The organism is Wenyingzhuangia gracilariae, assembly GCF_056387575.1.
In genome coordinates, this window is the sequence record NZ_CM150748.1 from 1345352 (window position 1) to 1358001 (window position 12650).

The following is a 12650-nucleotide window of genomic DNA, read 5'->3' on the forward strand; positions in this document are numbered from 1 at the left end:
ACAAAAATTACTGAAAACATTGAAACAATGTCGTCAGTAAATTTTTAAGTTCTTATGTATTAAATATAGTGATTTTCTCTAAGATGTACGAGTCTTTTTTAAATTCAATATGCGTTGTAATAATGTAGGGTGTGAGTAGTGAAAAAACACATTCCATTTGTGAGGTGTTAAATTGCTTAAACTGTTTTTAGACAATTTTTTAAGTGATGATATTAAATACTTACTCTCAAATGTTTCTTTGGCAAAATTATCTGCTTGGTATTCAAATTTTCTTGACAACACATTCATTAACAATCCTGTAATTTCGGAAATTGGACTGTACAAAACTCCAAAAGCAATTAACCCTATGTGAAAACTACTATTTTCAACATTAAACGCATCTGCCAATAATGTGTTACCTAACAATAACCCCAAAACATACAAAGTAGCACCTGTTAACAGTAAAGACAATAACAAATTGTAAATGGTATGTTTTCTTTTGTAATGCCCTACTTCGTGCGCAAATACAGCTACAATTTCTTCTTCACTTAAATCATTGATTAAAGTATCGTACAACACAATTCTTTTTTTAGGTCCAAAACCTGTAAAATAAGCATTGGCTTTAGTAGAACGTTTGGAACCATCAATTACATAAATATCATCTAATTTAAAACCTTGCTTACTCGTATATGCAATCAACTTCTCTTTTAAAGTTCCCGCTTCTAAAGGTGTTTGTTTGTTAAACAACGGAACAATAATACTTGAATAAAACAAGGTTAAAAACAAAGTAAACGCTGCAAATACCAACCAAGCATACCACCAAAAATTAGCTCCAGTTTTTAAATACAACCAAGTAATTACAAACAACAATCCACCTCCTAAAACCAAGGTCATTAACAAACCTTTTAGTTTGTCTACAAAAAATAGCTTTTTAGTGCTTTTGTTAAAACCAAATTTTTCTTCAATCACAAAGGTTTGATAATATGCAAAAGGAATTTGAATAAGTGAACTTGCCAAACCTATTATTCCAAAAAAGACCAATGTTTGTAAAATTTGATTTTGAGTAATTTCTGTAGCAATTCCTTCTACAAAAGCAACACCATTTAACAAAAAGAACAAAAGCGTAATGGCAAAAGATACCATTCCAGAAAATGTAGCAAATCTGTAATTGGTTAGTTTGTATGCCTGAGATTTTTTATACGCTTCCTCATCATACACATCTGCCAATTCCAAAGGAACCTCATCATTAAAATGTTTGGCATTTACATAACTAATAATTTCTTCTTTAATAAAATTTACAATCAACACCGCTATAATGATGATAAACAATATATTTCCTGTCATTTATTTAAAATTACGTTGTCTCTTTGCTTCGTATACCAAAATTCCTGCCGCAACAGACACATTCATAGAATCTATTTTTCCCAACATAGGGATTATTATTTTTTTAGTGGCTTTGTTCAACCATTCTTCTGACAAACCTACGGCTTCTGTTCCCACTACCAATGCAGTTCCTTGCGTATAATCTTGTTCGTGATAATTTTCCGAATCTTCTTTTAATGCGGCAGCATATGTATTAATATTTTGAGATTCTAAATAGTCTAAAATTTCCTGAGTAGTTCCGGTAGCAATTTGCGTGGTAAACAAACATCCTACGCTAGAACGAATAATATTGGGATTAAACAGATCTGTTTTAGGATTTGCAATTAAAACAGCATCTACATTGGCAGCATCTGCTGTACGCAACATAGCACCAATATTCCCTGGTTTTTCTGGAGCTTCTGCTACTAAAACTAAAGGTTTTTTAGTCTTAAAAGTTAAATTAGACAACAACATAGATTTGTCTTTTACAACTGCCAAGACCCCTTCTGTGGTAGCTCTATAGGCTACTTTTTCGTAAACTTCTTTGCTTACTTCTATGTATTCATCTGCATTAAATTTGCTTACATCAAAATTGGCTGGTAACAAATCTTTATAATAAAACAATTGTTTTACTGAATAACCACCTTGCAAAGCCAACGATATTTCTCTTCTACCTTCTACCAAAAAGGTTCCAGATTGTTTTCTAGCTTTAGATTTGTCTCCTAAAACCACTAAAGATTTGATCAAACTATTTTGCGAACTACTTATTTGCTTGTGCATAGACATTTTCTATATTGAATAGCGAAAATACTATTTTTATATAGTATCTATATTATTGGTTTACTTTTTGATTGTTATTTTTTAGAGCCTAGACATCAATATTATGAAACAAACATTACTTCTATTATTTATACTAATTGGTACGTACAGTTTTTCACAAAACGTTAAAATCGATATATTTAACAACCTTGAGCACAAATCTCAAAACGGAGATTACAAAGCCTTTTTAAAAAAAGATATTTTTGATGATTATGAGTTTACAGATACTCATAAAAACAAATTACATTTTAATAAAAAATACATATTAGCAAACTACCCTTTAATAGACAAAGAAGTAAAAACTAAAATTTCTTTTTTTAAATCGTTAATTAGACAACACAAACGAAAATACAATCTTGCAGTATTCCATGAAATTGATATTTTTGGAAACGAAATTGTTCGTGACAACAGAGATAACGAAACCGAAATATCTACCGATATTTTTGACAATAAAATCTATACTCGTAAATCAAAAGGCCGTACATCAACCTTTAAAAAAGGAACTGATGGAAATATTGAATATACCCTAGGAAATTTTACAGCAACTTTAGAAAAAGGCTTTAGAAACGAATGGCTTTATGAAGACAGTACTAACAACGAATTTAGTTTTAGTAAAAAAACTTGGAGCAAGTTAATGAGCATACACAGAACTACAGAAAACATTTTTATGTTTTTGCTTGATGAATTTACAGACCAAACAAAACACTAAAACTCCTCTATTAGCTTATTTATTACTGTTTCTACTCCCAAATTATCGTTAGACAACGTTTTATAGTTTGCAATTTTATGTACATCTTTATGCGCATTTTCCATCGCAAAACTATAATGAGCTCTTTTTAGCATTTCAATATCATTTTGATAATCTCCAAAAGCCATAGTTTCAGCTTCGGTTATCCCCAATTCTTTTTGAATTCTAGCCACTGCATTTCCTTTATGGTTGGTCTGCAATGCAATATCTACCCAAAACTCTCCAGAAACTTTTATTTGTAAATCTTTAGACAAATGTTTTAAATGTGGATAAATATTAGCTTCCGATCCGTTAGGATGATACAAAGCCAGTTTTAAAATTTCATCTTTGGGCAACACCTCAAAGCTAGCAACCAACTCATATTCGCTATAATATTCTTTAACTATATTTTCTAAAGTTGAGTTTCCTTCTAAAAAATAAGCTCTTTTTTTTCCTGCCAACACAAGAAATACACCTGGTATTTTTTGTGCTATTTTTACCAAACTCTCAGCTTGCTGTGCTTCAAAGCTATTCACAAACAATTCTTTTCCATTTGCTACCACATAGGCTCCGTTTTCTGCCACAATGGTAATGTCTTCTTTTATTTTTTCTAATTTTTCTAAAATACTATAGTATTGTCTACCACTTGCAGCCACAAATTTTATGTTTTTAGACTTTAAAACAGCAAACTGCTCAAAAAACAAATCACTTACTTGATGTTTAGAGTTTAATAAAGTACCATCCATATCGGTAACAATCATCTCTACTTTAGACAAATCCATATTTTAGCTTCTATATTATTGCCACAAAGGTACATTTTGTCTTTTGTTCTTTAACTTGCTTTTAATTGGTATTTTACAAATTATTTTCTTTGTTGTTTGTTGTTTAAAGCGTGTGGATAATGAACTTTCAAACTAGTTATCAACAAAATAAAAGTTATCAACAGATTTTGTCAAGAAATTAATCTAAGATTTTCTACTAAAAAATCAGAATATCGATTAAATTTGTATTCCCTATGGAACAAACTAAAAGCTTTTCTGGAAAAAAAATTGACAAGAGTAAAGTTGTCAATTTAGCACATGGTAAAATACCTCCACAAGCAGTAGATATGGAGACTGCTGTGCTAGGTGCAATGATGATTGACAAGAAAGGAATTGATGCAGTTATTGATATTTTGCATCCTGAAGCTTTTTACAAAGAACAGCACCAAGCTATATACGCTGCCATACATACGTTGTTTCAAAACTCAGAACCTACAGACTTATTAACAGTTTCTAATCAATTAAAAAAAGATGGAAAACTAAACATGGTTGGAGGAGATTATTACCTAATTGAATTAACTCAAAAAGTATCCTCTTCTGCACATATAGAATTCCACGCTCGTATTATTTTACAAAAATACATTCAGCGACAGTTGATTAGCATTTCTAGCGAAATTATAGAACAATCTTACGATGAAACCGCGGATGTTTTTGATTTATTAGACATGGCAGAAACCAAGTTTTTTGAGGTAACTCAAGGAAACTTAAAAAAGAGTTCCGAAAAATCGGATTCCTTAGTTAGACAAGCTTTAAAAAAGATTGAAGAAATTGGAGGAAGAGAAGGAATGTCTGGTTTTGCCACAGGATTTACCAAATTAGATGCCTTAACATCGGGTTGGCAACCGTCTGATTTAATTATTATTGCAGCCCGTCCGGGTATGGGAAAAACCGCCTTTGTAATTTCTATGGCCAAAAACATGGCTATTGATTTTGGACATGGAGTCGCAGTTTTCTCTTTAGAAATGTCATCCGTACAGTTGATTACTCGTATGATTTCTTCTGAAACAGGATTGTCATCAGAAAAATTAAGAAAAGGAACTTTAGAGCCTCATGAATGGGAACAATTAAATGTAAAGGTTAAAAACTTATCTGAAGCTCCTATTTTTATAGACGATACACCATCGCTTTCTATTTTTGATTTACGTGCCAAAGCCAGACGTTTAAAATCTCAATACGACATCAAAGTTATTGTTATTGACTATTTACAGTTAATGACCGCAGGTGGTGCAGCTGGAGGAAACCGTGAACAAGAAATATCTATGATTTCTCGTAACTTAAAAGCCTTGGCAAAAGAATTGTACATTCCTGTAATTGCCTTGTCTCAGTTATCTCGTTCGGTAGAAACACGTGGAGGTAGTAAAAGACCTTTATTATCAGATTTACGTGAATCTGGAGCCATTGAACAAGATGCCGATATTGTATCTTTTATATTCCGTCCAGAATATTATGGTATGACAGAATGGGATGATGATGATCATACTCCATGTGAAGGACAAGGAGAATTTATTGTTGCCAAACATCGTAACGGTGGATTGGATAATATTAGATTAAAGTTTACAGGGCACTTGGCTAAATTCTCGGATTTAGAAGATGATTTTGGCGGACAACTAGAATCTTCTATGAACAGTTTTAATGAAATTTCTAGCAGTATTAACCCTGCCGATGCCTTTGATGCTCCTGTACAACCAGACACTGATGATGATGTTCCTTTTTAAACATCAATTTTTATTATAAACCTACCAAAACCCTCACGGAACTGTGAGGGTTTTGTTTTTATACAATTTTATCTCAAAAAATAACTTATGTTAAATTTTATTAACATAAAAACTAAATTACAATATTGTTTCTATTTTTTTAATCTAGTATTTTCGCCAAAAAATCACTAATAAATATAAATTTTATGAAAAAGAAACTTACACTATTAGCAACTATTGCAACAATTATTTTAAGCTTTACATCTTGCCAAAAAGACGACTATATAAAGTATGATGATGTAATAACAACTAATGGTTATATAAAAGGTACTATTACTGGAACAACTACTGATGGTACCGTGGTTAATGAGTCTATTAATCTTACAGGATCATATCCTGGTGCAAACAACATCACTACTTTTGTAAGCTCAGGAACAATTAACTATAACTTTAACGTAAGAAATAGCAACGCTAAACTTAACCCTAACTATTCTTCTGATATTTATTTAAATATTTCTTACTCTAACTCCATAGCTCGCTTAAGTGATTTTGAAATTAACTTCTCTAAAACTTTATCTGGAAACAGAATATTAGAGATTGATGTATACTCTTCTAATAACGTTGGAGTTACCGACTTTGTTTATGATAGCAATACAAATAAAATATCGGGAAAAATTATAGGAGAAATTATAGATGGTAACAATACTTATGATGTAGATTTAAGCTTTGACACAACTGTTTGGGAAAAAGTACAATAAACACACTTAAAAAAAATCACAAAGCCCTTTTTACCAATTGATAAAAAGGGCTTTTGTTTTAAGTTATTTAAGTTTTAATCAAAAAAAAACGAATACGAATCTATTTTTTTACCAAAAGAGAAACCTTTCCATTAATGGTTGAATAGATATTATAATCTAAGCCCCAACCACATTATATAAAACTGTATTACAAATAGTCTTTAAAAAAAACTCTCGTTAACTAACAAAACTCAACTAAAACAACCGCCATAATTCTTATTTTTTCGTAATATTAACGTTGTAAAGAAAACACAATGGGTAAAAAATTAGAATCAATTACTAGCGAACTAAAAGAGTTTATAGCACAGCAAAAAATATTTTTTGTGGGTACTGCAGCTGCCGAAGGAAACGTAAATGTTTCTCCTAAAGGAATGGATTCTTTTAGAGTACTAAACAGCAACAAAATTGCTTGGATGAATTTAACAGGAAGCGGAAATGAAACAGCTGCTCATTTGTTAAAAAACAATAGAATGACCATTATGTTCTGTGCTTTTGAAGGAAAACCTTTGATTTTAAGATTGTATGGTACTGCCAAAATTTATCACCCTAGAGATGTTGAATACAAAAATCTTGTTGATTTGTTTCCTAAAACTCCTGGAACCAGACAAGTCATAGAAATGGAAGTAGATCTCGTACAAACTTCATGTGGTTTTGCAGTTCCTTTTATGGATTATAAAGAAGACAGAAGCGTTTTAAGAGATTGGGCTCAAAAACAAGGTGATCAAAAAATTAAAGAATATTGGTTAGAAAAAAACACCAAAAGTATTGATGGCTTTGAAACAAAAATCAGTTGATGTATTATCCATCAACTGATTTTTATGGGTAACTATTTAAGTTCAAATTTTCTTCTTGATGAGTTATTTTCTGTTGGAAAATCTTCTGGAATAACTTGCGTTACCTTACCGGTAGCTACCCATTCTACTCCACGTGTAAAAGAAACTATAAATCCTACACTTTCAAAAGATACTGTATCGTGCCCTAAAATAGTATTAAACACACGTCCTTTCCCATATTTTGTAACAATAAAAATTGGCTCATGTCTATTGGTAGGGGCTTTTTTGTTCTGATCTTTTCCCGTTGCTAAAATAGTCATATTTTCTGCCGGACCTCTTAACTTAGCATAACACTCATCAGCAGTTGTTAACCAAACTTTTGGCATTCCCTTAGTTATTGGATGATTTGCCTCTCTTATTGTAACTGGAAATTCATGTCTTTTTCCATGTGCCCCAGCATTACCTGGTGAATTGTCTTTAACCAATTCTCCTTGATTGTTGTAATACACATAAGGTCCATCTTTTTGATTTCTACCTCCCCAACCTCCTAGGCCAATCATTTTGTTATAATTTAACCATTTAGGAAACGAATTGTTAGCTGCGTGAACAGATACAAATCCTCCTCCTTTTTTTACAAACTTATCAAAAGCTTTTTGTGCTTTTTCTGGCCAATCTGCAGCTTTCCATCCAAAATTAGAAACCACTACATCGTATTTTTTAAACTTAGGACAAAAATCAGGATCTACTTTTGGTTGTTTTAAAAATTCTGAATCTCCTTTTGTATTTGCCAAGGCTAAAAACTCTTTTTCTCCTTCACCTTTCCATAAATATTTAGTTCTTTCAATAGTTACCACAAACAAGTTTGTTTCTTCTAAATATTGCTTCATCATAATAGTTGACTTAGGCCAAACTCCATGATTGTTTTGCCCATCTACAATTAATACTTTTATTTTTTTAGGTGGTTTAACATCATTGCTATAGGCTGTTGATGAAAGAATTAATAAGGCTAAAAATACACTTACAGAAAAAAGCTTTTTAAAATTCATGATAGATGTTATTACTGTTATAACATTACAATATAATAAGCTTTTCTGTTTTTGGTGTTTAAATAAACACATTGAAAAAAATTGGACATTTTTTAAGTTCTATAAAACATAGATTTTAAAAACCCCAAACCATACCCAGTCATTTGTACCAAGGTGGTAATAATAGATAAAAAAGCTACTGTTATGTTTTTATTTACAACCAAAGAGGTCATAAATAAGAGCATAAAATAAAAATAATACAACGTAATTAACTCCCAAGAACCAAAAACAAAAAAAACAGATGCCCATAAAAAACCTATAATAAACAAACTAGGAAACCAATAGGTAAGCTTAGCTGTTCCTGGATATTTTTGATTCAACACCGGTCTTGCTTGACCAAACTTAAAGGTTTGTGTAAAAAAAGAATCTATGGTGTTTCTACGTTTGTGATATACGTAAGCTTCTGGAATCAATTGGGTTTCGAAACCGTTGTTCCACAATCGGAAAGACAAATCTATATCTTCTCCTATTTTCATTGCAGAAAACCCACCTGTGGTTTGAAAAGCTTTTTTAGAAATTCCTAAATTAAAACTACGGGGCTGAAATTTACCTACAGCTTTCTTTTTTCCTCTTATTCCTCCTGTGGTTAACAAAGAAGTCATAGAAAAATTAATGGCTTTTTGCAAAGGAGTGAAGGATGGATGTGCAGCATCTGGACCACCAAAAGCATCTGTATACTTTGCTTTTAAGGCTTTATCTACAGATTTTAAATAGTTTGTAGGTACCAACACATCAGAATCTAACACAATAAAATAATCTCCTTTTGCGTGAGACATTCCATAATTACGAGCCATTCCTGCTCCTTGATTCTCTGTTAAAAAATATTGGATATTTAAGCTATTGTTGTAACCATCTACAATTTTAGTTGCATTGTTTTCAGAACCATCTTCCACTACAACTACCTCAAAAGGCTGATGAAAATTTTGTTTGGTTAAACTGTATAGCAGTTCATCAATTTCATCGGGTCTATTGTATAGTGGAATGATAAATGAATACATAAAAGTAATTTACAATGTCTTTAAAATAGCCTTGTTTATGTTTTTAACCAACGCAGGTCCTTCGTATATAAATCCGGTATAAACCTGAACTAAATCTGCTCCTGCTTGTATTTTTTCCAAAGCATCTTGAGCTGAATGAATTCCTCCTACTCCAATAATTGGAAAAGCTTTGTTAGATTTTTCTGCCAAATACTTAATTGTAGCAGTACTTCTATCTTTAATAGGCAAACCACTTAAACCTCCGTTACCAATAGCTGTTAATTGTTCTTCTGTAGCTTTTAACCCCTCTCTATTCACAGAGGTGTTAGATGCAATCACTCCATCAATCTTTGTTTCTGCAACCAACTCCACAATTTCATCAAGTTGATGATTGTTTAAGTCTGGAGCAATTTTTAACAAAATAGGTCTTTGTTCTTTTTCTGCATTGTTTAATTTCTGAACTGCAGCAATCAACTCTAACAAATAATCTTTATCTCCCAATTTAGCATGACTGCTTACATTAGGACAACTTACGTTTAATACAAAATAATCTACATAAGGATGTAATGCTTTAAACACGTCACAATAATCTTGCGTATATTGTTCTGTAGGAATGTTGGTGTTTTTTCCAATATTTCCCCCTACAATTACTTTTCCTTTGTTCTTTTTTAAATTCTCTATAGCAGCTTCAACACCATTGTTGTTAAACCCCATTCTATTAATAATTCCTTGATCGTCTTTTAAACGAAATAACCTTTTCTTAGGGTTTCCTTCTTGACCTTTAGGAGTTACTGTACCAATTTCTATAAATCCAAAACCATAATCTGCCAATTCATTAAACAACACTGCGTTTTTATCAAAACCAGCAGCCAACCCCACAGGGTTTTCAAATGTAATTCCAAACAGTTCTTTGTGTAATTTAACATCTTCTACTTTAAACATACTTCTGATGAAAGCTGGAACACCAGGAATTTTAGACATTATTTTAATCATGTCAAATGTAAAATAATGTACTTTTTCAGGATCAAATTGAAAAAAGATAGGTCGTATAATAGTCTTGTATAAACTCATACTTGGGGTTTGGTTAAATTGGTCGCAAATTTACGAACTTTATTTCATTCGTATTCTTTAATTGGTAGTCAAAAAAAAGCCTTTGAACAAAATCAAAGGCTTTTCTATTATCTTAAGGTTGCTTCAAACTGTTTTTCAAACGATTTTTGAAGTTTACTCATAATTTTTTCTATTTGTTTTTCTTCCAACGTTTTGTTTTCATCTCTTAAAACAAAACTTAAAGCATAAGACTTTTTACCCTCCGGAAGCTTATCCCCTTCATATACATCAAACAAATCAACTTCTTTTAACAAGCTCTTTTCTGATTGGAATGCGGTATTGTACAAATCTTTAAAAGCTATATTTTTATCAAGCAACAAAGCCAAATCTCTTTTTACCGATGGATATTTTGGCAAAGGAGTTACTTTTAATTTATTGTTTTGAGACACTTTTAAAACAGTATCCCAATTAAAATCTGCATAAAACACCTCTTGTTTGATTCCAAATTCTTTTAAAATTTTTGGAGTTACAATTCCCATGTCTACCAACTTCATTTTTCCTAAACTTAAAGTAATCCCTTCTGAGAATACATCATTTTTAGTTGGAGTAATTTTTACATTAGAGTGACCTAATCTTTGTAAAACCCCCATCACTACTGCTTTGGTGTAGTAAAAATCCGAATTCTTTTTAGGTGCATTCCAAGTTTCTTTGTCTCTACTTCCAGAAACAAATAAGGTTAAATGTTTATCTTCCTGATATTTATCGTTGTATTTATGATATGTTTTTCCAAACTCATAAAACTTAATATCGTTGTTTTTTCTATTAATGTTATAAGCTACAGATTCCAATCCGCTAAACAACAAAGATTGTCTCATTACTCCCAAATCACTACTCAAAGGATTTAACATTTCAACATTGTTTTCTGGATTTAAATTCTCAGACAACGCTACATAAGAAGCTTTGGTTAAAGAGTTGGCCATGGTTTCGTTAAAACCTTGTACTCTCAATTGTTCTGCAACTACGTTTTCTGTTTTAACACCATCAAACTTAGAAGGCTCTATAGAGGTATTTAACTTGTGAGAAAACTCAATATTGTTGTATCCGTATACACGTAAAATTTCTTCAACAATATCAGCCTCTCTTTGCACATCTACTCTATATGCAGGTACTACCAAACCTAAACCACCTTCGGTTTCGCTATTAATTTTAATTTCTAAAGAAGCTAAAATATTCTTAATGGTATCGTTTGGCAATTTTTGACCAATAATTCTCGCTACGTTTTCATAAGACATAAAAACTTCAAAATCCTCTATTTTGTTCGGATACACCACATCTACATCAGACACCGTTTTACCTCCCGCAATTTCTTCAATTAACAAAGCTGCTCTAATTAAAGCATATTTGGTAATGTTAGGATCTATTCCTCTTTCAAACCTAAAAGAAGCATCGGTATTTAATCCATGTCTTTTTGCCGTTTTACGAACAGATACTGGATTAAAGTAAGCCGCTTCTAAAAAAATAGAAGTTGTGTGTTCTGTTACACCAGAATCTAAACCACCCAAAACACCAGCAATACACATTGGAGTTTCGTTGGCATCACAAATCATTAAATCTTCTGCGCTTAACTCACGCTCAACACCATCCAAAGTTGTAAACTTAGTACCTTCTTCTAACGTTGTTACAATTACTTTGTTTCCTGTAATTTTATTCGCATCAAACGCATGCAATGGTTGTCCTAACTCATGCAAAACATAGTTGGTAATATCTACCACATTGTTCAATGGTTTTACACCAATAGCTTTTAACTTATTTTGTAACCACTCTGGTGATTCTGCAATTTTCACATCCTTAATAGCCACTCCTGCATATTTAGGTGCCAATTCAAAATCCTTTACATGAATATCAAACTTTAACACTCTTTCATATACATGAAAATCACTCACAGAAGGAGAAATTAATTCTTTCTGAATTCCTTGCTGCATCAACCCAGCGCGCAAATCTCTAGCCACACCTAAGTGACTCATAGCATCAGCACGGTTCGGAGTCAATCCTATTTCAAAAACCTCATCTACCTCAATATTAAAAACATCGGCAACAGGAGTTCCAGGAACCAACTCAGCATCTAAAACCATAATTCCATCATGCCCTTTTCCTAGTCCCAATTCATCTTCGGCACAAATCATCCCAAAGCTTTCCTCTCCTCTAATTTTACCTTTTTTAATTTTAAACCCTTCTCCTTTTTCATCATACAAAACAGTTCCTACCGTTGCAACAGGCACTTTTTGACCCGCTGCTACATTTGGAGCTCCACAAACTACCTGAATTGGAGCTTCTCCCCCTACATTTACAGTAGTTACACTTAATTTATCTGCATTCGGATGTTTTTCACAAGTTAAAACCTCACCAACAACAACACCTGCCAAGCTTCCTTTTATAGATTCTACTTTTTCTATTCCTTCAACTTCTAAACCAAGATCAGTTAACAATTCACCAGTTTTTTCTGCATCCCAGTCAATCTTAATAAATTGCTTTAACCAATTATATGATATTTTCATCTGTTTAAAAT

General features: G+C 32.0%; 11 protein-coding genes. 4 read left to right on the forward strand and 7 right to left on the reverse strand.

Annotation, left to right across the window (positions count from 1 at the left end):
- Positions 1–78: 78 nt before the first annotated feature.
- Both ACY2IJ_RS05850 and ACY2IJ_RS05855 read right to left on the reverse strand, forming a co-directional pair.
- A complete protein-coding gene (locus ACY2IJ_RS05850) occupies positions 79–1323 on the reverse strand; it encodes a M48 family metallopeptidase (RefSeq protein WP_476726221.1) in 1245 nt (414 codons plus the stop codon).
- Positions 1324–2121, reverse strand: coding sequence for a TrmH family RNA methyltransferase (locus ACY2IJ_RS05855; protein ID WP_476726222.1), 798 nt, complete (start codon positions 2119–2121; stop codon positions 1324–1326).
- 103 nt (positions 2122–2224) lie between these two features.
- On the opposite strand from ACY2IJ_RS05855, the gene ACY2IJ_RS05860 reads away from it, so the two are divergent.
- Positions 2225–2869, forward strand: a complete 645-nt coding sequence (locus tag ACY2IJ_RS05860) for a hypothetical protein (protein WP_476726223.1) — start codon at positions 2225–2227, stop codon at positions 2867–2869.
- On the opposite strand, the gene ACY2IJ_RS05865 is transcribed toward ACY2IJ_RS05860, so the two are convergent.
- On the reverse strand, positions 2866–3669 hold the full coding sequence (locus ACY2IJ_RS05865; RefSeq protein ID WP_476726224.1) for an HAD family hydrolase: 804 nt from the start codon (positions 3667–3669) through the stop codon (positions 2866–2868). The genes ACY2IJ_RS05860 and ACY2IJ_RS05865 overlap by 4 nt on opposite strands.
- A gap of 233 nt (positions 3670–3902) precedes the next feature.
- Between ACY2IJ_RS05865 and dnaB the strand changes: the two genes are divergently transcribed.
- From dnaB to ACY2IJ_RS05880, 3 genes are all read left to right on the forward strand, one after another.
- On the forward strand, positions 3903–5423 hold the full coding sequence (gene dnaB, locus ACY2IJ_RS05870; protein WP_476726225.1) for a replicative DNA helicase: 1521 nt from the start codon (positions 3903–3905) through the stop codon (positions 5421–5423).
- A 185-nt stretch (positions 5424–5608) separates the two neighbouring features.
- The gene (locus tag ACY2IJ_RS05875) at positions 5609–6160 is read left to right on the forward strand and encodes a hypothetical protein (protein WP_476726226.1); all 552 of its coding nucleotides are present in this window, start codon (positions 5609–5611) and stop codon (positions 6158–6160) included.
- Positions 6161–6453: 293 nt separating this feature from the next.
- Positions 6454–6993, forward strand: coding sequence for a pyridoxamine 5'-phosphate oxidase family protein (locus tag ACY2IJ_RS05880; protein ID WP_476726227.1), 540 nt, complete (start codon positions 6454–6456; stop codon positions 6991–6993).
- Between the two features lie 32 nt (positions 6994–7025).
- Here the strand turns inward: ACY2IJ_RS05880 and ACY2IJ_RS05885 are convergent, their stop codons facing one another.
- From ACY2IJ_RS05885 to pheT, 4 genes are all read right to left on the reverse strand, one after another.
- Positions 7026–8018 carry a ThuA domain-containing protein gene (locus ACY2IJ_RS05885; protein ID WP_476726228.1) on the reverse strand — a complete coding sequence of 331 codons (993 nt, stop codon included), beginning with the start codon at positions 8016–8018 and terminating at the stop codon, positions 7026–7028.
- 92 nt (positions 8019–8110) lie between these two features.
- On the reverse strand, positions 8111–9055 hold the full coding sequence (locus ACY2IJ_RS05890; RefSeq protein WP_476726229.1) for a glycosyltransferase family 2 protein: 945 nt from the start codon (positions 9053–9055) through the stop codon (positions 8111–8113).
- Between the two features lie 9 nt (positions 9056–9064).
- Positions 9065–10105 (reverse strand): quinone-dependent dihydroorotate dehydrogenase, encoded by a 1041-nt coding sequence (locus tag ACY2IJ_RS05895; RefSeq protein WP_476726230.1) that lies wholly within the window; start codon positions 10103–10105, stop codon positions 9065–9067.
- Positions 10106–10212: 107 nt separating this feature from the next.
- Entirely contained in the window at positions 10213–12639 is a 2427-nt protein-coding gene (pheT, locus tag ACY2IJ_RS05900; RefSeq protein ID WP_476726231.1) for a phenylalanine--tRNA ligase subunit beta, read from the reverse strand.
- Positions 12640–12650: the final 11 nt, after the last annotated feature.

Coding starts and splice junctions, on each gene's coding strand:
- ACY2IJ_RS05865 (WP_476726224.1), bottom strand. CDS start 3,669: ATGGATTTGTCTAAAGTAGAGATGATTGTTACCGATATGGATGGTACT.
- dnaB (WP_476726225.1), top strand. CDS start 3,903: ATGGAACAAACTAAAAGCTTTTCTGGAAAAAAAATTGACAAGAGTAAA.
- ACY2IJ_RS05875 (WP_476726226.1), top strand. CDS start 5,609: ATGAAAAAGAAACTTACACTATTAGCAACTATTGCAACAATTATTTTA.
- ACY2IJ_RS05850 (WP_476726221.1), bottom strand. CDS start 1,323: ATGACAGGAAATATATTGTTTATCATCATTATAGCGGTGTTGATTGTA.
- ACY2IJ_RS05885 (WP_476726228.1), bottom strand. CDS start 8,018: ATGAATTTTAAAAAGCTTTTTTCTGTAAGTGTATTTTTAGCCTTATTA.
- pheT (WP_476726231.1), bottom strand. CDS start 12,639: ATGAAAATATCATATAATTGGTTAAAGCAATTTATTAAGATTGACTGG.
- ACY2IJ_RS05860 (WP_476726223.1), top strand. CDS start 2,225: ATGAAACAAACATTACTTCTATTATTTATACTAATTGGTACGTACAGT.
- ACY2IJ_RS05895 (WP_476726230.1), bottom strand. CDS start 10,105: ATGAGTTTATACAAGACTATTATACGACCTATCTTTTTTCAATTTGAT.
- ACY2IJ_RS05890 (WP_476726229.1), bottom strand. CDS start 9,055: ATGTATTCATTTATCATTCCACTATACAATAGACCCGATGAAATTGAT.
- ACY2IJ_RS05855 (WP_476726222.1), bottom strand. CDS start 2,121: ATGCACAAGCAAATAAGTAGTTCGCAAAATAGTTTGATCAAATCTTTA.
- ACY2IJ_RS05880 (WP_476726227.1), top strand. CDS start 6,454: ATGGGTAAAAAATTAGAATCAATTACTAGCGAACTAAAAGAGTTTATA.